The sequence below is a fragment of the Rugosimonospora acidiphila genome, from assembly GCF_039543385.1.
Lineage (GTDB): Bacteria > Actinomycetota > Actinomycetes > Mycobacteriales > Micromonosporaceae > Rugosimonospora > Rugosimonospora acidiphila.
Window position 1 is genome coordinate 1 of the sequence record NZ_BAABJQ010000010.1, and the last position, 23,874, is coordinate 23,874.

Annotated in this window: 22 protein-coding genes; 12 read left to right on the plus strand and 10 right to left on the minus strand. The window is 71.9% G+C overall.

Annotation, left to right across the window (positions count from 1 at the left end; translation table 11 throughout):
* The first annotated feature begins 92 nt into the window (after window positions 1–92).
* The 5 genes from ABEA87_RS18200 (at window position 93) to ABEA87_RS18220 (ending at window position 6,742) form a co-directional block, all read left to right on the plus strand.
* The gene (locus ABEA87_RS18200; RefSeq protein WP_345631049.1) at window positions 93–1,025 is read left to right on the plus strand and encodes an ADP-ribosylglycohydrolase family protein; all 933 of its coding nucleotides are present in this window, start codon (window positions 93–95) and stop codon (window positions 1,023–1,025) included.
* Between the two features lie 329 nt (window positions 1,026–1,354).
* Complete coding sequence (locus ABEA87_RS18205) at window positions 1,355–4,006, plus strand: fibronectin type III domain-containing protein (protein ID WP_345631051.1); 2,652 nt, start codon at window positions 1,355–1,357, stop codon at window positions 4,004–4,006.
* A 176-nt stretch (window positions 4,007–4,182) separates the two neighbouring features.
* Window positions 4,183–5,136 (plus strand): ABC transporter ATP-binding protein, encoded by a 954-nt coding sequence (locus ABEA87_RS18210; RefSeq protein ID WP_345631053.1) that lies wholly within the window; start codon window positions 4,183–4,185, stop codon window positions 5,134–5,136.
* A 30-nt stretch (window positions 5,137–5,166) separates the two neighbouring features.
* On the plus strand, window positions 5,167–5,928 hold the full coding sequence (locus ABEA87_RS18215) for an ABC transporter permease (RefSeq protein ID WP_345631054.1): 762 nt from the start codon (window positions 5,167–5,169) through the stop codon (window positions 5,926–5,928).
* A gap of 16 nt (window positions 5,929–5,944) precedes the next feature.
* Window positions 5,945–6,742: an ABC transporter permease gene (locus ABEA87_RS18220; RefSeq protein WP_345631056.1), complete on the plus strand. Its 798-nt coding sequence runs from the start codon at window positions 5,945–5,947 to the stop codon at window positions 6,740–6,742.
* A gap of 72 nt (window positions 6,743–6,814) precedes the next feature.
* On the opposite strand, the gene ABEA87_RS18225 is transcribed toward ABEA87_RS18220, so the two are convergent.
* Window positions 6,815–7,516: an SDR family oxidoreductase gene (locus tag ABEA87_RS18225; RefSeq protein ID WP_345631057.1), complete on the minus strand. Its 702-nt coding sequence runs from the start codon at window positions 7,514–7,516 to the stop codon at window positions 6,815–6,817.
* Between the two features lie 172 nt (window positions 7,517–7,688).
* Here ABEA87_RS18225 and ABEA87_RS18230 point away from each other — a divergent pair, with 172 nt between their 5' ends.
* Window positions 7,689–8,558, plus strand: a complete 870-nt coding sequence (locus tag ABEA87_RS18230) for a L,D-transpeptidase family protein (protein ID WP_345631059.1) — start codon at window positions 7,689–7,691, stop codon at window positions 8,556–8,558.
* Between the two features lie 52 nt (window positions 8,559–8,610).
* Here ABEA87_RS18230 and ABEA87_RS18235 read toward each other — a convergent pair whose 3' ends face one another.
* Both ABEA87_RS18235 and ABEA87_RS18240 read right to left on the minus strand, forming a co-directional pair.
* Complete coding sequence (locus tag ABEA87_RS18235; protein ID WP_345631060.1) at window positions 8,611–9,528, minus strand: TIGR03619 family F420-dependent LLM class oxidoreductase; 918 nt, start codon at window positions 9,526–9,528, stop codon at window positions 8,611–8,613.
* A 43-nt stretch (window positions 9,529–9,571) separates the two neighbouring features.
* Window positions 9,572–9,967, minus strand: coding sequence for an ArsR/SmtB family transcription factor (locus tag ABEA87_RS18240; protein ID WP_345631061.1), 396 nt, complete (start codon window positions 9,965–9,967; stop codon window positions 9,572–9,574).
* A gap of 81 nt (window positions 9,968–10,048) precedes the next feature.
* Here ABEA87_RS18240 and ABEA87_RS18245 point away from each other — a divergent pair, with 81 nt between their 5' ends.
* Together ABEA87_RS18245 and ABEA87_RS18250 are read left to right on the plus strand one after the other, a co-directional pair.
* Window positions 10,049–11,371: an MFS transporter gene (locus ABEA87_RS18245; protein ID WP_345631063.1), complete on the plus strand. Its 1,323-nt coding sequence runs from the start codon at window positions 10,049–10,051 to the stop codon at window positions 11,369–11,371.
* 28 nt (window positions 11,372–11,399) lie between these two features.
* Complete coding sequence (locus ABEA87_RS18250) at window positions 11,400–12,749, plus strand: MFS transporter (protein ID WP_345631065.1); 1,350 nt, start codon at window positions 11,400–11,402, stop codon at window positions 12,747–12,749.
* 45 nt (window positions 12,750–12,794) lie between these two features.
* Here the strand turns inward: ABEA87_RS18250 and ABEA87_RS18255 are convergent, their stop codons facing one another.
* Window positions 12,795–13,550, minus strand: coding sequence for a methyltransferase domain-containing protein (locus tag ABEA87_RS18255; protein WP_345631067.1), 756 nt, complete (start codon window positions 13,548–13,550; stop codon window positions 12,795–12,797).
* A gap of 84 nt (window positions 13,551–13,634) precedes the next feature.
* On the opposite strand from ABEA87_RS18255, the gene ABEA87_RS18260 reads away from it, so the two are divergent.
* Window positions 13,635–14,945 carry an MFS transporter gene (locus tag ABEA87_RS18260; protein ID WP_345631069.1) on the plus strand — a complete coding sequence of 437 codons (1,311 nt, stop codon included), beginning with the start codon at window positions 13,635–13,637 and terminating at the stop codon, window positions 14,943–14,945.
* A gap of 43 nt (window positions 14,946–14,988) precedes the next feature.
* Here the strand turns inward: ABEA87_RS18260 and ABEA87_RS18265 are convergent, their stop codons facing one another.
* The 6 genes from ABEA87_RS18265 to ABEA87_RS18290 all read right to left on the minus strand — a co-directional run bounded on the left by ABEA87_RS18265 (window position 14,989) and on the right by ABEA87_RS18290 (window position 20,399).
* Window positions 14,989–15,747, minus strand: coding sequence for a copper homeostasis protein CutC (locus ABEA87_RS18265; protein WP_345631071.1), 759 nt, complete (start codon window positions 15,745–15,747; stop codon window positions 14,989–14,991).
* Window positions 15,748–15,802: 55 nt separating this feature from the next.
* A complete protein-coding gene (locus tag ABEA87_RS18270) occupies window positions 15,803–16,777 on the minus strand; it encodes an asparaginase (RefSeq protein ID WP_345631073.1) in 975 nt (324 codons plus the stop codon).
* A 94-nt stretch (window positions 16,778–16,871) separates the two neighbouring features.
* The gene (locus ABEA87_RS18275; RefSeq protein ID WP_345631075.1) at window positions 16,872–17,750 is read right to left on the minus strand and encodes an amino acid ABC transporter permease; all 879 of its coding nucleotides are present in this window, start codon (window positions 17,748–17,750) and stop codon (window positions 16,872–16,874) included.
* Between the two features lie 265 nt (window positions 17,751–18,015).
* Window positions 18,016–18,660, minus strand: coding sequence for an amino acid ABC transporter permease (locus ABEA87_RS18280; protein WP_345631077.1), 645 nt, complete (start codon window positions 18,658–18,660; stop codon window positions 18,016–18,018).
* A gap of 18 nt (window positions 18,661–18,678) precedes the next feature.
* Window positions 18,679–19,653: a glutamate ABC transporter substrate-binding protein gene (locus ABEA87_RS18285; protein WP_345631079.1), complete on the minus strand. Its 975-nt coding sequence runs from the start codon at window positions 19,651–19,653 to the stop codon at window positions 18,679–18,681.
* 17 nt (window positions 19,654–19,670) lie between these two features.
* Window positions 19,671–20,399 carry an amino acid ABC transporter ATP-binding protein gene (locus ABEA87_RS18290; RefSeq protein ID WP_345631080.1) on the minus strand — a complete coding sequence of 243 codons (729 nt, stop codon included), beginning with the start codon at window positions 20,397–20,399 and terminating at the stop codon, window positions 19,671–19,673.
* Window positions 20,400–20,595: 196 nt separating this feature from the next.
* On the opposite strand from ABEA87_RS18290, the gene ABEA87_RS18295 reads away from it, so the two are divergent.
* Genes ABEA87_RS18295 through ABEA87_RS18305 form a run of 3 tightly spaced genes read left to right on the plus strand, consistent with a single transcriptional unit; the run spans window position 20,596 to window position 23,795 of the window.
* Window positions 20,596–21,918, plus strand: coding sequence for an ROK family transcriptional regulator (locus tag ABEA87_RS18295; RefSeq protein ID WP_345631081.1), 1,323 nt, complete (start codon window positions 20,596–20,598; stop codon window positions 21,916–21,918).
* 3 nt (window positions 21,919–21,921) lie between these two features.
* Complete coding sequence (locus ABEA87_RS18300; protein ID WP_345631082.1) at window positions 21,922–22,689, plus strand: SDR family NAD(P)-dependent oxidoreductase; 768 nt, start codon at window positions 21,922–21,924, stop codon at window positions 22,687–22,689.
* Between the two features lie 23 nt (window positions 22,690–22,712).
* Window positions 22,713–23,795: an RNA polymerase subunit sigma-70 gene (locus tag ABEA87_RS18305; RefSeq protein WP_345631083.1), complete on the plus strand. Its 1,083-nt coding sequence runs from the start codon at window positions 22,713–22,715 to the stop codon at window positions 23,793–23,795.
* Window positions 23,796–23,874 lie beyond the last annotated feature (79 nt).

Below are 23,874 nucleotides of genomic sequence, written 5' to 3' on the forward strand. Positions count from 1 at the left end.
GTCAGGTTGGTCTGCCGCTCCGTGCGGGTCTGCGTGCCGTGCTGGTGACAGCGCGGCGCGGCGGGCGCTTTCCCGTGGCATGATGGCCTCAGATGACCATGATGACCCTTGCCCGGGACAGCCTCGACGGACTGTCCGTGGGCGACGCCCTGGGCGCCCAATTCTTCGTTCCCGGCACCAGCCTCGCCGACCTGCGCGACGGGCGGCCACCGGATGGGCCGTGGCCGTGGACCGACGACACCGAGATGGCCTGCTCGATCGTTGCCGAACTGCGTGGGCGCGGCCGGATCGAACAGGACCGCCTCGCCGCCGCCTTCGCCGACCGCTTCGACGCGTACCGGGGCTACGGCGGTGGGGCCGTGACCATCCTGCGGCAGATTCGCGAGGGCACGCCGTGGCGCGACGTCGCCGGGGCCGCGTTCGGCGGGCAGGGCTCGATGGGCAACGGCGCGGCGATGCGGGTGGCGCCCCTGGGTGCGTTCCACGCCGGTGACTCGCGCGGCGCCGCGCTGGAGGCGATGCGTTCGGCGGAGGTCACGCACGCCAACGCCGAGGCCATTCTCGGCGCCGTCGCCGTGGCGGTCGCCGCCGCCGAGGCGGGATGGGCCAGGGAGGTGCGGCACCGGCCCGAGCCCGCGCGGCTGCTCGATTCGGCGCTGAGCTACCTCATCGACAGCGCCGTGAAGACCGGGATCTCCCGGGCGCTCTGGCTGCTCGGCGTGAGCGTCGCCGAGGCGGCCTACGAACTGGGCAACGGCTCGCGGGTACTCGCGCAGGACACCGTGCCGTTCGCGCTGTGGGTCGCCGCGACCTACCTCGACGACTACCCGTCGGCCATCACCGCCTGCGTCGAGGCCGGCGGGGACGTCGATACCACGGCGGCGATCGTGGGCGGGATAGTCGCGGCCTACACCGGGGTGGGCGGGACCGGGATTCCGGTGGATTGGCTGCGCCGGCGCGAGCCGCTGCCAAGCTTTCTCGACGAGCCGCCAGGCTCCGGGCAAGGGGCCGGCACGGCCGGCTAAGGAAGGAAACGGCGACGCGGGGTCCGCGGCGGTGCGCGAACCCCGCTCGGGTGGCGGTCAGCCGATCAGGTCCGCCTCGACACAACGTCGGCGTCGACTGCAACGAACCTGCACACGCGCGTCCTTGACCGGGCTCGGTGATGCTGCGACGGTGGTTGGTGGAATGCGCTTTCCCCACCGCCCCGGCATGGCCCCGTCCACCATGCCCGGATCGTTCACCGGTGTGTCCGCACTATCCCTGGGAGACTCCCGTGCCCGTTGGTTCGCGCGTGTGGTTGCCGGTCGTGTGGTCGCGTGCCTCTCGCCGCGCCGCCGTCCCGGTGTCGGTCATGCTGGTGCTGCTGGCGCTGGTGCTCGCCCCGGTACGGGGCTGGGCCGCGTCGCCGGGCCACAACCGGGGCGATCGGCCGGCCGCCCCGGTCGACGTGCGGGTGCCGGCCCTGGCCTACGACGAGCGCAGCATCACGCTGGTCTGGGAGAAGCCGGCCGCGCACACCGGCATCGTGGACTATCGCGTGTACCTCGACGGCCGGCCGATCGGGCTGGCCAGCGACGCGTCCACCTCGCCGGCGAAGCCCTACATCGACCGGTTCTACGCCGACCCCGCCAACGCCGCGCAGGTGAGAACGGTGATGGACACGTACACCGCGACCGGCCTGCGGCCGAGCACCCGGTACCGGTTCACCGTGAGGTCGGTGGACTCGGCCGGCCGCGAGTCGCCCGACAGCGCGGTCGTCACCCAGTCGACGACGGCCGTGCCGAAGGTCTTCGACATCGCCGACTACGGCGCGGTGGGCGACGGCGCCACCGTCAACACCGCCGCCATCCAGCGGGCGATCGACGCGTGTACGCCGGGCGGCAAGGTGGTCATCCCGGCCGGTGTGTTCAAGACCGGCGCCATCTGGCTGCACAGCGACATGACGCTGCAGGTGGCCGCCGGCGGCACCCTGCTCGGATCGGACAACCCCGCCGACTATCCGTACAACTACCTGCTGTACGACTACTCCACCGACCCGCGCTACTACTCGCTCATCAACGCGCACACCTACGAGTACGGCAGCCTGCGCGACATCCGCATCGTCGGGCCGGGCACCATCGACGGCAACGGCTGGAAGCAGGCCGGCCCGGACGCCGACGGCTTCCCGGTGTCGCTGCCCAGCAGTTCGAGCACGGTGTCCACGAACGGTGTCCTGGCCAAGGCCCAGGTGGCCGCGGCCACCGCGCTGGGCAGCGCGTCGAGCTACGCCACCCGATCCAACCTCATCACCCTGCGCGGCGTCACCAATGTCTACTATGGAGGGTTCACGGCGCTGAACCCCTCGCAGCACACGCTGGTGAACCTGCACGACGACAACGTGACGGTCAACGGGGTGCGGCTGTTGACCGAGGGCGTGAACAACGCCGACGGCATCGAGTTCACCCATGGCAATGGTCTGACCGTCATCAACAACGTCTTCGACACCGGCGACGACGACATGAACTTCGCCGCCGGGCTGGGTGCGGCCGCGCCGAACGATCCACCCACCCGCAACGCCTGGATCGCCGACAACTACTTCCGCAGGGGCCACGGCGCGGTGGTGCTGGGCAGCCACACCGGCGCCTGGATCGAGAACATCGAGGCCGAGGACAACGTCATCGATGGCACGGACGTGGGCCTGCGCATGAAGACCGACCCGAACAACGGCGGCGGGGGACGGGACGTGCTGTTCCGCGACGACGCCATCCGCTCGGTGACTGCGCAAGCGTTCATCTTCACCTCGGCCTACTCCGACCCGAACGCGGCGATAGTGGTGGAGCCGTCGACCGCCAAGGCGCAGTTCCGCGACGTCGACGTCGAGCACGTGACGGTGGACGGTACGGGCAGCCAGGCGATCAGCGTGATCGGCGTGCCCGACCAGCCGCACCAGGGACTGCACTTCACCGATGTGCGGTTCCTGCACGCCAACCCGACAGCGATCTCGTACCTGAGGGACAGCTCGTTCACCGACGTGGTGTTCGACAACACCCCGAACCCGTGGGGCATCACCAACTCCACCGGCCTGTCCTTCCATGGCTCCACCGCGACCCCGGTCAGCGTGGACGCCTCCGCCGGCCCAGCCTGGCCGCGTGGTGCCCGGCTGACCGCGTCGGCCACCGCGACCACCGCCACCCTGAGCTGGCCGGCGGCCTCGGACAACGTGGCGGTCGCGCAGTACCTGATCCGGTCGGGCGACACGGTGCTCGCCCAGGTACCCGGTGGCACGCTGTCGACCACCGTCGGCGGGCTGTCCCCGGCGCTGCGCTACGACCTGCGCGTCCAGGCGCTGGACGCGACCGGCAACGCGGCGCCCGGCCCGGCCACCCGGGTCACCACGGGCGGCGGCGCGGACACGGTCGCCCCGCTCGCGCCGGCCAACGGCGCCGCCTCCCTGGTGCCGGGCGGGCTGGGTACCACCTGGGCCCGGGTGAGCTGGCCGGCGGCGTCGGACGACTACGGGATAGACCATTACCTCGTGCGGGCAGGCGGCGGGCCGGCGGCCACGGTGCGCGGCACCGCCACCACGTTCACGGTCGCCGGGCTGCGGCCGGGAACCGGGTACGGGATCACGGTCGACGCGGTGGACGCGACCGGCAACGCCACGCGGTACCCGGGCACCCTGGCGGTGACCACCAACCCGCCGTACGACGTCGGGGTGCCGACCTGGCGCGACGGCGACCGGCTGCGGGTGCGGCGTACCGGGGCGACCACGGCGACCATCTCCTGGCCGGCGGCGCGCGACGGCGCCCGAGCCGTCGTCGGCTACCGGGTGTACGTGGACGGCCGCCCCATCCAGCCGGACGCGGCGTTCACCCCGGTCAACACGGCGAGCACGCTGGCCGGCACCAGCCGGGCGCTCACCGGACTGGCTCCGGGCGTCGCGCACACCATCGTGGTGCAGGCGGGCGACTCCGCCGGCCGGTGGACCGGCACCGGCCTGCGGGCCACCCTGCCACCCCGCTGACCCGCGCGCTTTTCGCCGGCCGACCTCCCCCCGTTGCTGCGGGCCGACCTGCCCGGCGAGGTCGCCCCGGGCGCCCACGTGGCGCTCGGGGCGCGGGAGCCGGGCCTGAGCCGCAAAAAATTGCGACCTCTTGGTAATTCGTTGCGGATGATCCAAAGATTTCTTACGCTCCCGGGGTGACTGAGACTTCCCTGGTCGAAGCCCGCGGGCTCACCAAGGTCTACCCGGCGCGCGGTGGTTCCGCGGAGTTCCGAGCGGTGGACGGCATCGACTTCGCGCTGCGGCGGGGGGAGGCGTTCGGCTTCCTGGGCCCCAACGGGGCGGGCAAATCCAGCACCATGCGGATGATCAGCGCCACCTCGCCGATCAGCGGCGGCACGCTGCGCGTGCTCGACCTGGACCCGGTCACGCAGGGACCACAGGTGCGGGCGCGGCTCGGCGTGGTGCCGCAGGACGACTGCCTCGACCGCGAGCTCACGGTCCGGGAAAACCTCTACATCTACGGCCGGTACTTCGGGCTGCCCCGGAAGGTCATCCGCGAGCGGATCGCGGCCCTGCTGGACTTCGCGCAGCTTCAGGACAAGGCCGACGAGCAGGTCGAGGTGCTGTCCGGCGGCATGCGGCGCCGGCTGACCATCGCCCGGTCGCTCATCAACGAACCCGAGATCCTGCTCCTCGACGAGCCCACCACCGGGCTGGACCCGCAGGCCCGGCACGTGCTGTGGGACAGGCTGTTCCGGCTCAAGCAGGACGGTGTCACGCTCATCCTCACCACCCACTACATGGACGAGGCCGAGCAGTTGTGCGACCGGCTGGTGGTCATGGACGGCGGCCGGATCGTCGCCCGGGGCGCGCCGCGCGACCTGATCGCCGAGCACGTCACCCGCGAGGTGCTCGAGCTGAGGTTCGCCGATCAGGACACCGCGGCGGAGAAGCTGCGTTCGAGCAGCCGGCTGGCCGGCGGCCGGCTGGAGGTGTTGCCGGACCGTCTCATGGTGTACACCGCCGACGGCGAGGCCGCGCTGGCCGGCGTCCACGAACTCGGCCTCACCCCGCTGACCGCGCTGGTGCGCCGGTCCACGCTCGAGGACGTGTTCCTCACGCTCACCGGCCGATCGCTCATTGACTAGACCGCCGAGTCGAGAGAAAGGAGGGTCGGCGTGTGGCGTGAGTTCGGCTACTGGATGACGCAGTACCGGCGCACCTGGCGCGGCACCATCGTCATCAGCGTGGCCAACCCGTTGCTGTTCCTGCTCGGGGTCGGGGTGGGCATCGGGCACCTCGTCGACCGGCAGGCGTCGGTGCCCCTCGCGGGCGTGAGCTACCTGGCGTTCTTCGCGCCCGGGATGCTCGCCGCCGCGTCGATGCAGACCGCGTTCCTGGAGGCGTCGAATCGGGTCGCGATGGCGGCCGGGCCCGACGGCGCGTACCGCGGCGCCACCACGACGCCGCTGAGCCCCGCTCAGATCATGGGCGGCCACCTGCTGTTCATAGCGTTCCGGGTGGCCACCTCCAGCGCCGCGTTCACGCTGGTGATGCTCGCCTTCCGGGTCACCGGCGGCGCGAGGGCCCTCGGCACGCTGGGCGGCGCGCTGCTGACCGGGATGGCGTTCGCCGCGCCGGCCGCCGCGTGGGCGGTCGGGCTGCGCCAGAGCCGCCACATCCATGCGGTGTTCCGGTTCGTCATCATGCCGATGTACCTGTTCTCCGGCACGTTCTTCACGATCACGCAGCTGCCGCACTGGCTGCGTCCGATCGTGTACGTGCTGCCCCTGTACCACGGCGCCCAGCTGTGCCGGACGCTGTCGCTGGGTACCGCGACGGTCGCGGGTACCGCCGTGCACGTGGGTGTTCTCGCCGCGCTGGTACTCGCCGGGATCGTGGCCGCCCGCGTCACGTACCGGCGCCGGCTGCACCCGTGATCGATCGGAGAACTCGATGACCACGCTGACGTCCACCCGCCCGCCGGTACCGGCGGCCACGCCGTCGCGCACGCTGGCGATGATCGAGCGCAACTTCATGATCTACCGGCGCTCGCTCACCCCGTTGCTGTCGGCCATGGTCGAGCCGGTGCTCTACCTGGTGTCCATCGGCATCGGGGTGGGCATGCTCATCGGCGACGTGGCCGGGGTACACGTGCGCTATCCGGCGTGGGTGGCGCCGGCGATCCTCGCCACGACGGCCATGAACACCGCGTTCAACCAGACCAGCTTCGGGGTGTTCAGCCGCATCCGGGCGGAACGCACCTACGAGGCGATCCTGCCCACCCCGGTGTCGGTCACCGACATCGCCTGCGCCGAGGTGGCCAGCGCGGTCATCAACGCGGTGCTCACCTCCATCGGGTTCGTGGTGGTGATGGCGGTGGCCGGACTGGTCACCTCGCCGGCCGTGCTGCTGGCGATCCCGGCGTCGATACTGGTCGGGTTCGCCTTCGCCGCCGGGGGACTGGCGGTCACCACGTTCCTGCGGGACTTCGCCGACTTCCAGTACATCCAGCTGGTCATGCTGCCGATGTACCTGTTCGCCACCACCTTCTACCCGCTGTCGACGTACCCGGCGCCGCTGCGGCCGGTCATCGAGGTGCTGCCGCTGTACCAGTCGATCCAGCTCATCCGCGAGCCCGCCCTCGGCGCCGCCGGCTGGTCGCAGCTGCTCTCGGTGGCGTACCTGGCCGCCTTCGGGGTGGCCGCCATGTGGATAGCGGTCCGGAGGATGACCCGGATCATGCTGAGCTGAGATCGCCGGGCGGGCGAGTTTGCCGGGCACGGCCCGGCGTGGGCGAGTTTGCCGGGCGCGGCCCGGCGCGGTTCACGCGCGCGGGGTGTGCGCGAGCACGACCTCCGGCTCGCCGGTCTGGACCGCCCGCAGGATCGCCTCCGCGACCTGCTCGGCGCTGTGCGGCGCGAACCGGCCGCCGCCGGCGTACGCCCCGGCCCGCAGCACCGTGTGGAACTCGGTCGCGGTGACCGACGGGTACACCAGCGACACCGCGATGTTGTCGGCGGCGAACTCCGCCCGGGCCACCTGGGAGAGCATGTTCAACGCGCTCTTGGTGGCCGCGTACCCGCCGACCCCCGGCAGCACCGTCCGCGAGGTACCGGAGCTGACGTTCACGATGGCGCCCTCGCCGCGCTTGCGCATCACCGGCAGCACGGCCTGCATGCCGGCCAGCGCGCCGAACACGTTCAGCTCCATGACCGCCCGCAGATCCTCGAGCTTGATCTGCTCGATCGGCACGTGCAGCCCCTGCCCGGCATTGTTGATGAGCACGTCGACGCCGTCGTAGTGGCGCACCGCCGCGTCGATGACGGCCTGCACCTGTGCCGGGTCCCGGACATCCGCCGGCACCGCCAGCGCGTCGGGCAGCTCGGCGGCCAGGGACTCCAGCCGCCCCACCCGCCGGGCGGCCAGCACGACCCGGGCGCCTTGCGCCGCCGCGAGGCGGGCCGTTGCCTCGCCGATGCCCGAAGACGCACCCGTTACGACTACGACCCGACCAGCTATCTCCACAATCCGATCATTCCACGGCGCCCGGCCCGGGCCCGTGCGGGCCTCGCGCCATCGGGAGATTCCGGGCGTCGGGAGGCGCCGGCATCATCGGCATCGGTTGACCCGGTGACGATTCGGGTACTCCTGGCGGTACGGCCTCGACGGGGTTTATTGGATCGATGAGACTGACATTATGAACCGCGCATACATCTCCCGACCGGTGGTCCGCGCGGCCACGGTGGTGGCGACCGTCGCCGTGGTGATCGCCGTCGCCGGCTGCCGTCCGCCGGAGACCGACCTGTCATCGGCGGCCGGAGCGTCCGCCTCGGCGCCGGTGGCCACCGGGGTGCCGTTGCCCCCGTCCACCGCCCCGTCCACCGCCCCGTCCACGAGCAACCCGCCGTCGGCCAGCGCCACGCCCGCCGCCAAGCCGACCCCGACTCAGGGGCCGACCTCGCCGGCCGCCACCGGGCCGCTGCGCATCGGTAGTTCCGGGTCGGCCGTCCTGGCGTTGCAGCGGCGACTGAGCGGGCTCGGCTACTGGGTGGGCACCCTGGACGGCAAGTTCGGCGGGGTCACCCAGCAGGCGGTCTTCGCCCTACAGAAGGCGGCCAAGCTGAAGCCGACGGGTACGGTCACCGCCGCCACCCAGCGGGCGCTCGACGCCGGCACCAGACCCAAGGCGAGAAGCACCTCGGGCCGCCTGATCGAGGTCAACCTCAGCAGCGACCTGCTCCTGTTCGTGCGCGACGGCCACGTCGACTACACCCTGAACACCTCCACCGGCGGCGGGTACGTCTACTACGACCAGGGCGAGCGCGACGTCGCGACGACCCCGAAGGGGCACTTCACGACGTACCGGGTGATCGACGCTCCGCACCGTTCCTCGCTCGGCCTGCTGATCCGCCCCCGGTACTTCACCGCTGGCTACGCGATCCACGGCGACAGCTCCGTCCCCTCGTACCCGGCATCCCACGGCTGTGTGCGGGTCAGCAACTCCGCGATCGACTGGATCTGGGCCAACAATCTGGACCCGATCGGCACCACGGTCTGGGTCTACTGAGCCCTCGGGCTGCGGTCGGCTCGGGCTGGGGTCGGTGCGGGCTGCGATCGGGTTAGGCGGCGGTCGGCGCCATCGCGTGCAGGATTTCCTCGGCACGCGCGGCGCCCGCCGCCGGATCCGCGTTGGGCGAGCCGACCAGGGGATCCCAGTTGAGGTCGAAGAACAGTTCGGTCACGCCCTGCTCGTCGATCCGGGCGAGGTCCTCGGCCACCTGATCCCGTGAGCCGGTCAGCCACCGCCGGTCGGTGTCCACCGGCCGGTCGGCCAGCCGCAGCGCCCCCCGGCACACGATGCGCACCGCCGCCGGATCCCGGCCGGCGCGTTCGGCCGCGTCCCGTACCACCGCGATGTCCTCGCCGATCCGGGAGAGGTCCTGGGCGCTGCGGCTGACCCAGCCCGACCCGAGGCGACCGGCCCGGCGCAGCGCGACCGGTGCGGCCCCGCCCAGCAGCACGGGCGGCCCCGGGCGCTGTACCGGCTTGGGCGACATGCGGCTCGCCGGCACCGTGTAGAACTCGCCGTCGTAGCGGCTCACCTCGTCGCTCCACAGGGTGTGCAACACCTGCAGGTATTCCTTCATCCGGGCCCCGCGCCGCGGCGTGGTCGCGTCGCTCGCGGCGAACTCCAGCGGCGACCAGCCGGCGCCGAGCCCGAGGTCGAGCCGGCCGGCGGACAGCACGTCGAGGGTTGCCGCCTGCTTGGCCAGGTAGGCCGGTGAGACGAACGGGAAGTTGACGATGGAGACGCCGAGCCGGATCCGCGAGGTGTGCGCGGCGGCGAAGGCCAGCGACAGCAACGGATCCAGCACGTCGTGGTACACGGGATCGGCCCGCAGGTCGGCGTCGACGAGCAGCCGCTGGAAGGTCCACAGCGAGTGGTAGCCGAGTCTTTCGGCCTCGGTGGCGAACCGGGTCACATTGTCGGGGCCGGCCCAGGCGCCGGAGACGGGCAGTCCGAATCCGATCAGCATCGGCCGAGCGTAGCTCGCGCCGGCCGTCTCGTCCGGGCTCGCGTCAGCGGGTGCGACCGCCCGCGGGTGCGTCCGCCCGAGCGTCTTCGGCCGCCGACCAGCTGGAAAGCTCCCGGTGGCCCTGCGCGATCGCGAGGTCGAGCAGCCCGGGGAAGAGTGCGTCGAGGTCGTCCCGCCGCAGCCGGTTGAGCCGTCGGGTCCCCTCGTCGCGCTGCCGGATCACCCCGGCCTCGCGCAGCGTCCTGAAGTGGCCGCTCTGGGTGGACTTGCTGACCGGAAGCGCGAACGTGCCGCAGGCCAGCTCGCCATCCGGTGCCACCTGCGCGAGCCGGGCCACGATGGCGAGGCGTACCGGGTCGCTGAGCGCCGCCGCCACGTCGGTGAAGCGCAGCTCGCCCCGGTCGGGGTGGACGAGCTCGGTAGCGGTGCGGCTTGCCATTCCATCATGGTAGCCCGGACATGTTCGCGAATCTCGAACATGTGTTATGTTCGCAAAATCCGAACATGATGGGGAGGGCGGATGTCGCCGAACCGCACCAGGACCGATGACCACCGACCGGGCGCCGAGATCCCGGCCGCCGCCGAGACCACGGGCGCCACCGAGCCACTGGCCGCCGCCGAGCGGGGCGCCGTGGGACGGGCGGGCACCGAGCGGGTCGGCGGGGTGCGGGGGCGGTGGGGGTTCCTGGCCACCGCGTACACCCTGCTGGTGCTGATCATCGGCACCAACCTGCCCACCCCGCTGTACCGGGGCTACCAGGCCGCGTTCGGGTTCTCCGCGCTGACCGTCACGTTGATCTTCGCGGCCTATGTGGCGGTGCTCATCCCGTCGCTGCTGGTACTCGGGCCGCTGTCGGACGCGATCGGCCGGCGTCGGGTACTGCTGCCCGCCGTCGGGGTGGCCGCGCTCGCGTCGCTGGTCTTCGCACTGGCGCAGGGGACCGGGTGGTTGTACGCCGCCCGGATGCTTCAGGGCCTCGCGGTGGGTGCCGCCACCGGGGCGCTGACCGCCGCGCTGACCGAGCTGGAGCCGAGGGGCGACCGGCGTCGGGCGGCGCTGGTCTCCACCGTGCTGTCGGTGGGCGGGATCGGCCTCGGGCCGCTGGTGGGCGGCCTGCTCGCCCAGTACCTGCCGGCCCCTCGGGTACTGCCGTTCGTGGTCGAGATCGTGCTGCTGGTACCGGCGGCGATGGCCGCGTTGCCGGAGGCCGGGCACCCGGCCGGCTCCCCCGCGCGCACCGCGTGGCGTCCCCGGCGGCCGCAGCTTCCGGCGGCCGTACGCCCGGCGTTCGCCACCAGCGGCATGGCCACCCTGCTCGCGTTCGCGGTGGTCGGGCTGTTCCTCACCCTCGTGCCGACCTACGTCACCACCCTGTCGCACAGCGGCAATCTGCTGCTGGCCGGCGCAGCCGTGGCGCTGATGCTCGCCTGCTCGGCGGTGGCGCAGCTCGCCGGGTACGGCAGGCCGGCGCGCGGCCTCTCCATCACCGGCCTTCCGTTGCTGGCGGCCGGGCTGGTGCTGCTCGCCGTCGCGGGCAGCGTGTCCTCGCTGGCGCTGCTGCTCGTCGCGACCGGGATCGCCGGCGCCGGCCAGGGACTGGTCTTCCTCGGCGGGCTGAGCGCGGTCAATCACGCCGCCCCGCCGCGGCGCCGCGCCGACGTGGTGTCCAGCTTCTACGTGGTCGCGTACCTGGGTGTCGGTGTTCCGGTGATCGGGGTGGGTTTCCTCGCCACGTCGCTCGGACTGCTCGTCGCGGTGCGTTATTTCGCGGCGGCTGTCGCGGCGTTGTGCCTGTTCGTGCTCATCGTGCTGACCGTGCGGGGCCATCGCGCCGGGCGGTAACGGGCCGCGCCCCTGGTAGCTTCGCCTCATGGCGGGGGATCGAGAACAGCGACTTGATGGGCGGTTCGCGCGGCTCTGGGCCGCCAGTACGACCTCGGCACTGGGCAGCGGCCTCGCGACGATCGCGGCGCCGCTGCTCGTCGCGTCCCGTACCGACAACCCGCTGGTGGTGTCCGCGAGCTTCGGCGTCTCCTGGTTGCCGTGGCTGCTGTTCGCGCTGCCCGGTGGCGTGCTCGTGGACCGGTACGACCGCCGGCGGATGATGATCGTGATCGATGCCGTGCGGGTGGCGGTGATCGCCGTCCTCGCGGTGGCGATCCTGACCAGGCACGCCAGCATCGCGCTGCTGTACTCCGTGTTGTTCGTGGTCAACACCGGTGAGGTGGTGTTCCGCTCGGCCAGCCAGGCGATGATTCCGGCGGTCGTACCCCGGCCGCTGCTGGAACGCGCGAACGGCTGGCTCGGCGGCGGCGCCACCCTGATGCAGGAGATGCTTGCCGGACCGCTCGGTGGGTTCCTGTTCGCGGTGGCCGCGAGCATCCCGTTCTTCGTCAACGCGGGCACGTACGCGGCCAGCGCCATCCTCATCGGCCTGGTGGCCGGCCGGTACCGGTCGCCGTCGCAGTCGGCAGCTGCGGCCGGATCGCCTGACGCGGCCCGATCGTCAGACCCGGCCCGATCGTCAGACCCGGCCGGGGCGTCCGACGCGGCCGGGGCGGGCACGTTCAAGGCGCAGATCGTCGAGGGCTTCCGCTGGCTGATGAGCCAGCGGCTGCTGCGCACCATGGCGGTGCTCATCGGGCTGCTGAACGTGACGCTCACCGCGGCGACGGCGGTGCTGGTACTGCTGGCCAAGCAGCGGCTGCACCTCGGCTCGGTCGGGTACGGCCTGCTGTTCACCTGCATGGCGCTCGGCGCCATCCTCGGTGCGCTGGTCGGCGACTGGCTGATCAGGCGGGTCACCGCGACCTGGACGATCCGGATCGGCCTGCTCATCGAGGCCGGCATGCACCTGACGCTGGCCGCCTCGCACAGCTCGTACCTGATCGGGTTCGCGCTGTTCGTCTTCGGGGTGCACGGTGCGCTGTGGGGGATCGCGGCGAGTTCGCTGCGGCAGCGGTTGACCCCGCCCGACATGCTCGGCCGGGTCGGCAGCACCACGCTGTTCATCTCGGCCGGCGGCAACTGCGTCGGCGCGCTGCTCGGTGGCGTCGTGGCGGACAAGTTCGGCCTGGCGGCGCCGTACTGGGTGGGGTTCGTGGTGGCCCTGGCCGTGTCGGCCGCGACGTGGCGGGTCTTCGACCGGGCGAGCGTCGCGCGCGCCTACGCGGAGCCGGCGGTGACCGAGCCGTCCAGCGAGCCGGCCACCACCGGGTGACCGGGGCCCGGCCCGTGGCCGGGTGCGGTCAGGACCCGGGTGCGGTCAGGACCCGGACCTGCGGGCCTCGATGAGGAACCGGGTGGCATGCGCGACGAACGGGCCCTCGGCCCGGATGCGGGCGTGCAACTGGGCCAGCCGCGCGCGGTAGCGCTCGACCGTGAAGCCCGGCACTATCCAGATAACCTTGCGCAGGAAGTAGACCACGGCGCCGACATCGTGGAACACGGTACGCAGCCGTGCCTCGCGGAGGTCGACGACCCGAAGACCGGCCGCCTGGGCCGCGCCCCTGGCCACCGCCGGCTCGCGCCCGGACTGGCCGCGCGGCTGCGGGCCCAGGAAGAACTCGGTCAGCTCGACCACGCTGTCCGGTCCGATCTGCTGGGAGAAGTACGTGCCGCCGGGCCGCAGCACCCGCGAGACCTCGGCCCACCTGGTGCTCACCGGATGCCGGCTGACCACCAGGTCGAAGGAGGCCGGGCGGAACGGCAGGGCCGCGCCGTCGTCGGCGACCAGGGTGACTCCCCGCGGGCGAAGCCGCGCGGCGGCCCGCGCGAGGTTGGGCGGCCAGGACTCGGTGGCCACGGTGAGGGTGGCCAGCTCGGGTACGCCGGCGAGCACCTCGCCACCGCCGGTCTGCAACTCCAGGGCTCGGTGGGCGTGGGACATCCGCTCCGCCATCATCCGCGCGTAGCCCCAGCCGGGGCGTTCCTCACTCGCGCGGCCGTCCAGCCAGGAGAAGTCCCAACCCTCGACGTTGGCGTTGACGGCCTGGTCGAGCAATTCGTCGAAGCTGGGCATCCCGCGATCATGGCACGGGTCGGACCGCGGCTCCATCGATTAATGCGTTGACATCAACCGGGCTTCACATCCGAAGATCTCGAGATGCAGCCCGTACCCGCCGGCACCTCGCCGCCGCCGGCGTCGCCCGATCCGCCCCCCGTTCCGCCGCGACGGCCCCGGCTCGGGCCGTACGGGCGGGTGCTGCGCCAACCGGTGCTGCGCCGGGTACTGCCCGGCATGCTGGTCTCCGCACTGGGCGACGGGATGAGCCTGGTGGCGGTCGCCTGGCTCGCGGTGCGCATCGCGCCGGCGGACCACCGGGGCGTGTGGACCGGCCTCGCCGTCGCGGCGTACGCGCTGCCCGCCACCGTCGGCGCCGCCGCGCTCGGCAGGTTGGTGCGCGGGCTGCGCGGGGTGCGGCTGGTGGCGGTCGACGCCACGCTGCGCGCGGTGATCCTGGGCACGATCGCGGTGCTGGCCGTCGCGGGGCTGCTGGGGCCGGTCGGGTACGTGGCGCTGCTGGCGGTGTCGTCGCTGCTGCACGCCTGGGGCAACGCCGGGACGTACACGCTGATCGCCGAGCACCTGCCGGACGGCGGCGACCGGGTCGCCGGCAACGCGCTGGTGTCCACGTTCACCCAGGCCGCGGTGGTGGTCGGACCGGCGCTGGCCGGCGGCCTGACCGCACTGTTCGGTCCGGGCTGGGTCATCGGGGCCGACGCGGTCAGCTTCGCGGTACTCGCGGCGTGCTGCTGGCTCACCGCCCCGGTGCCGCCCGGACCGGTCGAGCCGACCGACCCGGAACCGGCGCGGGCCCCGGGGGACAGCGGCTGGCGGGTCATCCTCGGGCAGCCTCGACTGCTCGGGCTGGTGGTGGTGACGTGCGTGTTCTTCTTCCTGTACGGGCCGGTCGAGGTGGCCCTGCCGATCCACGTCGCCCAGGAGCTGCACGGCTCGCCGGGACTGCTCGGCGCGTTCTGGGCGGTGTTCGGGGTCGGCGCCGTGCTCGGTGGCCTCGGCGCCGGCCTGCTGCGGCACCGTCCACTGTGGGCGGTGGTGGTCGCCATCATCGTCGGCTGGGGAGCCGCGCTGCTGCCGGCCGGGCTGACCGACGCCGTGCTGCCCGGCCTCGTCGGGTTCGGGATCGGCGGCCTGATCTACGGGCCGTTCCTGGCGATCTGTACCGCGCTGTTCCAGCGGGCGAGCCCGCCCGGGGTACTCAGCCGGGTGCTGGCCACCCGCTCCGCCCTCACCGGGCCGTCCGGCGCGCTCGGCACGCTGGTGGGCGGCCCGGTGGTAGGTGCCATCGGTGGCCGGGGCACGCTGCTGGCCTCGGCCCTGCTGACCATCGCGCTCGGCCTCGCGGTGGCCGCGGCCCTCGCGCCCGCGCGACGACGATCAGCCGGCGGCTGACGGATGCCGAGTGGTCAGCCGGCGGCTGACGGATGCCGAGTGGTCAGCCGGCGGTCGGCGGGGCGTCGGCGGCCGACAGCATCCGGCCGACCAGCTCGGCCGAGGTGTCCGTGCGCTGGTACTCGGGGCGGTGCAGCACCCCGCCCATCAACGGCACCGGGTTGCGGTACACCGCCGGGCTGTCCGAGGTCACGGACGCGGTGAAGTGCAGCTCCCGCACCCCGGTCTCGGCGATGATCCGGGAGATGTTGCGAACGTTGATCCCGCCGCCGGCCAGAATCGTGATCCGGTCGCCGGCGCGCTTGACCAGCTCCGCGATGAGCGGGGCACCCTCCAGCACGCTGCTCTCCTGGCCCGAGGTCAGTACCCGGTTCACGCCCAGCTCGACGAGCTGCTCCAGCGCGGCGAACGGGTCGCGGACCATGTCGAAGGCCCGGTGGAAGGTGATGCTCGCGTCGCCGGCCGCCTCGATGAGTCGGCGCGTGGTGTCGAGGTCGATGTCGCCCTCGGGGGTCAGCGCCCCGATCACGATGCCGTGCGCCCCGGCCGCGACCGCCGCCCGTACGTCCCGGACCATCGACTCGATCTCGGCCGGGGAGTAGATGAAATCACCGCCGCGCGGGCGCACGATGACGTGCACCCGGATGCGGCTGACGCTCTTCACCGCGGTCTCGATGGTGCCGATGCTGGGGGTGAGTCCGCCGTCGAACAGCGCGGAACACAGCTCGACCCGGTCGGCACCGGCCTGTTCGGCGGCCACCGCCCCCTCGACGCTGTCTATGCAGATCTCGAACGTGGTCATCAGTTCCTCTTCCCATTGGTGGTGGCGCCGAGCCCGGCCGGATCCCGGCCGGCCGCTAGGCGGCGCCCTCGATGAAGCCCTCGATGAAGCCCTCGATGGCGCCGACGGTCTCGCCGCCGCCCAGCACGGGTACGGTGCGCAGCCGCTGCGCGCCCGGCGTCGGTACGCCGGCCGCCTCCAGTGCGGTGAGCGCCACGATGGTGGTGGCCCGGGGGCTGCCGTCGATGACCTTCACGGCCACCGCGTACCCGTCGCGGGTCGCCGCCGCGAGTACGCCCTCCGCACCACCCTTGGCGACCATCCCCGGCACCGCCTGCATCAGTTCCGTGTTGGGGTGGCCGTTCCAGCCGCCCACGTACTCCGGGTAGCCCCGCATCGCGTCGGCCACCTCGGCCTCCGGGCTGCCGGCCGGCGCGAGTACCAGCGACCGGAACCCCTCGGCCAGGCCGCGCAGCGCCAGCCCGAACAGGGGAGCACCGCAGCCGTCGACCGCCACGTGCGTGACCGGGGTACGGGTCAGCCGCGTCACGGTCTCCCGCACCTGCGACTGGATCGGGTGCGCCGGGTCCAGGTACCGCTCGTCGGTGGCCCAGGAGTGTCCCGCGCTGGCCGCGAGCATCGCCGCGTGCTTGCCGGAGCAGTTCATCCGGATCCGCTGCGGCCCCTCGCCGGCCCGGATCATCCGGAACCGGGCCGCCTCGTCCTCGGGCCAGTCCGGCACGTTGTGCAGTGCGCCGACCGGCAGCCCGGCCGCCGCGAGGATGGCCGTCACGACCGCCACGTGCCGGTCGTCGCCGGTGTGGCTGCCGGCGGCGATGGCCAGCGCCGGCCCGCTCAGCGGCGCGCCGGCCTCCAGCGTGGCGAGGGCCTGCAGCGGCTTGAGGGTGGAGCGCGGCAGCACCGGCTCGTCGGGTACCCCGGCGGACAGCACCACCTTGCCGTCCGGGTCGAGCACCACCACGCTGCCGTAGTGCCGGCTCTCCAGGAAGCCGTTGCGCGTCACCCGGGCGAGTTCCGCGTATTCAGTCATCGGTTCGCCTCGTTCCGCTCGCCGGCCGCCTGGGGCACGGACACCATGTCGCTCTCGGGTACTGGGTCGCTCTCGGGTACTGGCCGACGCCGGTTCACACCGCACCTCCGCGCTGCGACACCAGTGGCGGCAGGTTGTCGGACGGGGCCACCGATCGCCGGCGCCGGACGAACAGTCGCCCGCCGCGGGCCTGTAGGACCCGGGCGAACTTGGACAGGGACGCGTTGACCACCAGGTACAGCAGCGCCACCATCAGGAATGTCTGGATGAGCAGGTGCGTGAAGGAGGACAGCACCTGCCCGCTGTAGAGCAGTTCGGTGTAGCTGACCACGAAACCCAGCGAGGTGTCCTTCAGCAGACCCACCAGCTGGCTGACCAGCGACGGGGCCAGCCGCAGCGCCGCCTGCGGCAGCACCACCAGCCGCATCACCTGCCCCGGGCGAAGGCCGATGGCCAGGCCGGCCTCGGTCTGGCCGCGATCCAGTGCCCTGATGCCAGCCCGGAAAATCTCCGCGAACGCGGCCGAGTTGGCCACCACCAGTGGCAGGACCAGCTTCCAGAACAAGGAGAAGTTCAGCCCGTAGTGGGGCAGGGCGAACAGGGTCACGTAGATCATCAGCAGCGCCGGTACGGTGCGGAAGATCTCCACGTACGCACCGGCCAGGTACCGGGGCAGGCGCCGGCGCGACAGCCGACCCAGGGCCAGCAGCAGGCCGAACGCGCCGCCGAGCACGGCGATTGCGGCCGCCGCCCGTACCGTCGCCCACAGCCCGTTGAGCAGGTACCGCCAGATCGGCCACTGGGTGAACGGTTGCCACCGGTCCGCGGCCAGCTCACCGTGGTTGGCGAACTGCCGGACGGCGAGCGCGATCGCGGCGACCACGACCACCGCCCCGACCACCGTGGCGATGCGGATCCGGCGCTTCCCGCGAGGCCCGGGCTCGTCAAAAAGAAGCCTCTGATTATCTTTCATCGTGCCGCCTCGCTTCGCTCGCCGGCCCGATGAGGCACGAGCCCACTGAGCCGCGTGATTCGCGCGCTTCGCCCGCTCATGCGTGCCGCCTCGCTTCGCCCGCTCATGCGTGCCGCCTCGCTTCGCCCGCTCATGCGTGCCGCCTCGCTTCGCCCGCTCATGCGTGCCGCCTCGCTTCGCCCGCTCATGCGTGCCGCCTCGCTTCGCTCGCCGGCCCGATGAGGCACGAGCCCACTGAGCCGCGTGATTCGCTCGCTTCGCCCGCTCATCGGACGATCGCCAGCTTCCGCTCCAGGCGCCCGGTGGTGAAGCCGATGATCAGCGCCAGCACCATGTAGGCGAGGCCGGCACCGGTGAAGACCTCGATGGGCTGGGCCTCGACGAGGTTCACGTTGTTGGCGGCCTGGGTCAGTTCGACCACGCCGACCGCCGCGGCCAGCGAGGTGTTCATCAGCAGCGCGATGCAGATGTTGCCGATCGGTTGGATGACCGCGCGCAGCGCCTGCGGCAGGATGACGTAGCGCAGGCTCTGGCTGAAGGTCAGCCCGATCGCGCGGGCCGCCTCGGCCTGGCCGACCGCGACCGTATTTATGCCGGCGCGTATCGCCTCGGCCATGTACGCGCCCTCATAGGCCGCGATCACGATAGCTGCCGAGGTGAACAACGGGAACGTGATGCCGATCTGGGGAAAGGCGAACACGAACAACACCAGCAGGGCCAGCAGCGGCAGGTTTTGCAGAACCTCGACGTACACCAGCCCGATCCCGCGAAGCATCGGCACGGGCGAAATTCGCAGGATCGCGACGATGATGCCGAGCAGCAGGGCCGCGACGGTGGTCACGGCGGTCAGTTCGACCGTCGTGACCACCCCGTGGCCGAGCACACTGAGGTGTCCGGTGAGCGCATTCATGGCTGGCTAGCCGATGCCTCAGGATCCGTCGACCGAGCCGATGGCCGGCGGCGTGGGCACCGGGCCCTGAACGACCGAGCCGAGGGTCGCCTGGTAGACCTTGGCCCAGATTCCGTCCGACTCAATCGTCTTCAACCAGTTGTTGACGAACGTCTTGAACTGCGCGTCGTCGTGGTTCAGGCCGATGCCGTACGGCTCGGAGGTGAAGGGCTGGCCGACCACCTTGATGGCCGGATTCGCCTTGGCGTCCGAGGCGAGCAGCGTCAGGTCCTGCACGTACGCGACGCCGCGGCCCTGGGTCAGGGCCTGCACGGCCTCCGGGTCGGTGCCGAACGCGACCTGCTTGGAGTTCGGCGCCGCCTTGGGCAGTTCGGTGATGGCCGGCGTGTTCGCGCCGACGATGACCGTCTTGCCGGACAGGTCCTTCACGCTGTGGATGCTGTTGTCGCTGCTCTTGACCGCGACCGCGAGGCCGGAGCTCATGTACGGCCCGGCGAAGGCGACCTGCGAGGCCCGCTCCGGCGTGATGGTGTACGTGTTGAACACCGCGTCCACCTGCTTGGAGGACAGCATCGCCTCACGGGTCTGGGTGCCGATGGTCACCGTCTTCACGTTGGTCGTGCCGGTGATGTACTTCGCCAGCAGCTTGGCCAGGTCGGCGTCGAAGCCCTCGATCTTGCCGTTGGTCGGGTCCTGCTGCGAGAGCAGCGGCGCGTCCAGTGCGGCACCGATGGTCAGCTGACCCTTCTGCTTGATCATCGCCATGGTCGAGCCGGCCGGAATCGCGGACGCCGGCGCCACCGGGGCCGAGTCGTACACCGACTGGGCCAGTACGCCGCTGCCGCCGAGCCCGCTGTTGCTCGTCGAGCCGGCGGCGCTGCTACTCGAACCGCTGCCGCCGCCGCAGGCCGCGACGGCGAGGACGGTCGCGGCCGCCACCGCCGCCAAAGCTGCGCTCTTACGCGGCACCAGCTTCGTCTTCAAACTGGACATGTCACTCACTCCGAGGATCAGTGCTGAAGAATCTTGGATAGAAAATCCCGCGCCCGCTCGGTGCGTGGCGCGGCAAAGAACTCGTCGGGGGTACCTGTCTCGACGATTCGCCCGTCGTCCATGAAGATCACCCGGTCCGCCGCGCGACGGGCGAAGCCCATCTCGTGGGTGACCACGATCATGGTCATGCCCTCCGCGGCGAGGGAGACCATCACGTCGAGGACCTCGTTGACCATCTCGGGGTCCAGCGCCGAGGTCGGCTCGTCGAAGAGCATGACCTTCGGGTGCATGGCCAGCGCGCGGGCGATCGCCGCGCGCTGCTGCTGCCCGCCGGACAGCTGCGCCGGGAAGTCGTCCGCCTTGTCGCGGATGCCGACCCGGTCGAGCAGCGCCAGCGCCTCGGCCCGAGCCTCGGACTTGCCCAGGTGACGGACCTTGGTCGGGCCCAGCATCACGTTCTCCAGGACGGTGCGGTGACCGAACAGGTTGAACGACTGGAACACCATGCCGACCTCGGCGCGCAGCCGGGCCAGGTCGCGGCCCTCAGCGGGTAGCGGCCGGCCATCGATATCGATATCGCCGTCGCCGGCCACTTCCAGCCGGTTCAGGCAGCGGCACAGGGTGGACTTTCCGGAGCCAGACGGTCCGATCACCACCACCACCTCGCCCGGCGCGACCTCAAGGTCGACGTCCTTGAGTACGTGGTGATCCCCGAACGACTTGTTGAGCTTCCGGACCGCCACCATCGGCGGCGCCGACTGATCGGCTTGCCCCTTTTGTCGGGTCAAGTCAAGCGGAGGGCTCGTGGACATGGCTACCCCCTCTTCCTCCAGCTACCGAACGAAGTCATCGCTTCCCTGGACTATCTCACGCCATCTAAGGCATCTGCCAGAATCAAGTCAACAGCTTGCCGAAAAAAGCCCACGGTGCTAAGAACCAGACGTGACTGTCGATGACGCAGCCGGAACAGCGGCTAAGGGGAGCACTCGCGACCTGTTGCGGCTGGTGGCGAGCGGGGCGGCAGCGAGCCGTGCTGATTTAGCGCGATTGTCTGGTTTATCCCCATCCACCGTTTCCCAGCGCGTGGAGTCGCTGATCGGGGACGGGTGGCTGCGCGAGGTGGGGGCGGGCAAGTCCCGCGGCGGGCGCCGGCCGCGCCAACTGGAGGTTCCGGGCGACGGCGGCCTGATCGGGGCCATCGACCTCGGCGCACACCACGCCCGGGTCGCCACGCTCGACCTGTCCGGGCGCGTGGTCGCCGTGCGGTCGTTGGCGGTCGAGGTCAACGACGGCCCCGAGCCGGTACTCGGGAAGCTGCTCGACGTGGTCCAGGAGCTGGCCGCCAGCGGGCCGCGTGCCGCGGTCGAACCGTCCGGCGACGGCGGCCCGCCGGGCAAGGGCGGTGGCCCGGCCAACGGCGGTGGCCCGGCCAACGGCGGTGGCCCGGCCAACGGCGGTGGCTCGGCCAACGGCGGTGGATCGAGCGACGGCGGTCAACCCGGCGACGGCGGTCGCGGCGCGCTGCTGCGCGGCGTCGGCGTCGGCGTGCCGGGGCCGGTCGAGCACAGCGCCGGCCGGATCGTGTCACCGTCCCGGATGCCGGGCTGGAACGGCTTCGACGTGTACCGGTTCTGCTCCGAGCGGCTCGACGTGCCGATAGCGGTGGACAACGACGCCAATCTCATGGCGCTCGGCGAGCACCGGTCGGCCCACGCCGAGCTGGACCACGCGGTCTACGTCAAGGCCGGCAGCGGGATCGGGGCCGGGGTCATCTCGGCCGGTCAGCTGCACCGCGGGGCGCAGGGCTCGGCCGGTGACATCAGCCACTGCCGGGTCATCACCGTGGAGGAGCCCGCGCCGCTGTGCAGCTGTGGCAACACCGGTTGCCTGGAGGCGGTCGCGAGCGGCGCTGCCCTGGTCACCGCGCTGTCGCAGCGCGGGATCGCGGTGAGCAGTCCGGCGGACGTGATGCGGCTGGTGGACCACGGAGATCCGCACGCCACCGCGATCGTGCGCGCGGCCGGCCGGGCGATCGGCGAGATTCTCTCGGTCGTGGTCAACTTCTTCAACCCGCAGGCGGTACTCATCGGCGGCCTGCTGGCCGACTGCGAACCGCTGCTGGCCAGCATGCGGGCCGCGCTCTACGAACGGTGCCTGCCGCTGGCCACCCAGACCCTGCTCATCGAGCGCCTGTCCACCGGCATCGACGCCGGCGTTCTCGGCGCGGCGCAGATGATTATCGATCGAATTGTGGACGTGTCCTGAACCATGACGGTGCTCGAATCCTTCTCTCTGAACGGCAAGGTGGCCGTGGTCACCGGTGCCAGCCGCGGCATCGGCCGGGCCCTGGCCCAGGCGCTGGGCGAGGCCGGCGCCGCGGTCGCGGTGACCGCCCGCACCCTGGAACCGGCGCAGCGGGCCGCCGATGAGCTGCGCGCCGCCGGTATCACCGCGCTGCCGGTGGGCCTGGAGGTGACCGACCCGGCGCAGGTCGACCTGATGGTGCGGCGGGTGACCGACGAACTGGGCCCGATCGACGTGCTGGTCAACAACGCCGGCATCAGCATCGGCTCGCCGGCGCTGGAGACGCCGGACGAGGTGTGGCGCGAGGTGCTGGCCACCAACCTCGACGGCGTCTGGTATTGCAGCAAGGCGGTCGGGGCTCAGATGGTCGAGCGCGGCGGCGGAGCCATCGTCAACGTGGGCTCGATGTCCGGGATGATCGTCAACCGGCCCCGGTGGCAGCCGCCGTACCTGGCGTCGAAGGCGGCGGTGCACCAGCTGACCAAGGCGCTGGCGGCCGAGTGGGCGCCGCACGGGGTGCGGGTCAACGCGATCGCACCCGGGTACATCCTCACCGAGGCGTCCCCGGTCGACCGGCCCGAGTACCGCGAGTGGTGCGTCGAGCCGGCCGCCATGAAGCGGTACGGGCTGCCCGAGGAGCTGGGCGGTGCGGTGGTGTTCCTGGCCAGCGGCGCGTCCAGCTTCATGACCGGTGCGGTAATGGTGATCGACGGCGGCTACACCCTGTTCTGATGGATCCTCGGCACCCTGTTCCGGTGGATCCTCGGCTCGACGAGTTCCGGGTCGACCTGCTCGGCTACTGCTACCGGATGCTCGGTTCGGCGTTCGAGGCCGAGGACGCCGCGCGGGAGACCGTGGTGCGTGCCTGGCGCGGCTTCGACGGGTACGACGAGAACCGCGCCCCGCTGCGGTCGTGGCTGTACGCCATCGCCACCAACGTCTGCCTCGACCTGCTGCGCGGCGCCCGGCGGCGGGCGCTCGCGATGGATCTGGGCTCGCCGTCGCGCGCCGGCGAGTCGTTGGGCTATCCACTGCCCGCGGCCGGCTGGATCCAGCCGGTTCCGGACGCCCGCATCCGGCCGGCGCACGGCGACCCGGCGCGGTTGAGCGCGTGGCGCGACACCATCCGGCTGCCGTTCGTCGCCGCACTCCAGCGCCTGCCGCCCCGGCAGCGCGCCGTGCTCATCCTGCGCGACGTGCTGTGCTTCAAGGGGTCGGTGGTCGCCGCCCAGCTGAACACCAGCGTCGCGTCGGTGACCAGCGCACTCCAGCGGGCACGGTCGACGTTGCGGGCCGCCAACGCGGCCGGCGGCCCGGCACCCGGTGCGGGTATCGGGTCCGCCGACGGCGCGCCGGGCGCGGGGCCGGCCAGCCGGCTCGACGATGCCCACCGGCGGCTGCTGGCCCGGTACCGCGACGCCGTCGAGCGCCACGACGTCGAGGCGCTCGTGTCGCTGCTGCACGGGGACGCCACGATGTCGATGCCGCCGTTCGCGTGGTGGCTGCGCGGCCGCGACGAAATCCGCGAGGCGCTGCTCGCCGCCCGGCGGCCCGGCGGAGGCGCCCGGCTGCTGCCGACCCTGGCCAACGGCTCGGCGGCGTTCGGACAGTACCGGTCGGCCGACGGCTCCGGGTACCGGCCGTTCGCGCTCGTCATCGTCGAGGTGTCGGGCGGCCTGATCACGGACACCGTCACCTACCTCGACGCGGAGCGCCTGTTCCCGTTGTTCGACCTGCCCGCCGAGCTTCCCGGCCCCGGCGCCGATGAACTGGTCCCGTCCGCCGAGTACGAAGATGGCGAATTCTCTCGTGCTCAACCCAGCGCTTCGTTGGTATGACGAGGCGGTGCGGGCGGACCCGCCGCGCCGACCGGACGGACACGGCGCCCCCGCCGGCGGCATGGTGACCGCGATGTTG

Bases quoted from the DNA above. Each gene is read 5' to 3' on its own strand.
- ABEA87_RS18200 (WP_345631049.1), top strand. From the start codon at position 93: ATGACCATGATGACCCTTGCCCGGGACAGCCTCGACGGACTGTCCGTG.
- ABEA87_RS18205 (WP_345631051.1), top strand. From the start codon at position 1,355: ATGCTGGTGCTGCTGGCGCTGGTGCTCGCCCCGGTACGGGGCTGGGCC.
- ABEA87_RS18220 (WP_345631056.1), top strand. From the start codon at position 5,945: ATGACCACGCTGACGTCCACCCGCCCGCCGGTACCGGCGGCCACGCCG.
- ABEA87_RS18230 (WP_345631059.1), top strand. From the start codon at position 7,689: ATGAACCGCGCATACATCTCCCGACCGGTGGTCCGCGCGGCCACGGTG.
- ABEA87_RS18235 (WP_345631060.1), bottom strand. From the start codon at position 9,528: ATGCTGATCGGATTCGGACTGCCCGTCTCCGGCGCCTGGGCCGGCCCC.
- ABEA87_RS18240 (WP_345631061.1), bottom strand. From the start codon at position 9,967: ATGGCAAGCCGCACCGCTACCGAGCTCGTCCACCCCGACCGGGGCGAG.
- ABEA87_RS18245 (WP_345631063.1), top strand. From the start codon at position 10,049: ATGTCGCCGAACCGCACCAGGACCGATGACCACCGACCGGGCGCCGAG.
- ABEA87_RS18250 (WP_345631065.1), top strand. From the start codon at position 11,400: ATGGCGGGGGATCGAGAACAGCGACTTGATGGGCGGTTCGCGCGGCTC.
- ABEA87_RS18255 (WP_345631067.1), bottom strand. From the start codon at position 13,550: ATGCCCAGCTTCGACGAATTGCTCGACCAGGCCGTCAACGCCAACGTC.
- ABEA87_RS18260 (WP_345631069.1), top strand. From the start codon at position 13,635: ATGCAGCCCGTACCCGCCGGCACCTCGCCGCCGCCGGCGTCGCCCGAT.
- ABEA87_RS18265 (WP_345631071.1), bottom strand. From the start codon at position 15,747: ATGACCACGTTCGAGATCTGCATAGACAGCGTCGAGGGGGCGGTGGCC.
- ABEA87_RS18270 (WP_345631073.1), bottom strand. From the start codon at position 16,777: ATGACTGAATACGCGGAACTCGCCCGGGTGACGCGCAACGGCTTCCTG.
- ABEA87_RS18275 (WP_345631075.1), bottom strand. From the start codon at position 17,750: ATGAAAGATAATCAGAGGCTTCTTTTTGACGAGCCCGGGCCTCGCGGG.
- ABEA87_RS18280 (WP_345631077.1), bottom strand. From the start codon at position 18,660: ATGAATGCGCTCACCGGACACCTCAGTGTGCTCGGCCACGGGGTGGTC.
- ABEA87_RS18285 (WP_345631079.1), bottom strand. From the start codon at position 19,653: ATGTCCAGTTTGAAGACGAAGCTGGTGCCGCGTAAGAGCGCAGCTTTG.
- ABEA87_RS18290 (WP_345631080.1), bottom strand. From the start codon at position 20,399: ATGGTGGCGGTCCGGAAGCTCAACAAGTCGTTCGGGGATCACCACGTA.
- ABEA87_RS18300 (WP_345631082.1), top strand. From the start codon at position 21,922: ATGACGGTGCTCGAATCCTTCTCTCTGAACGGCAAGGTGGCCGTGGTC.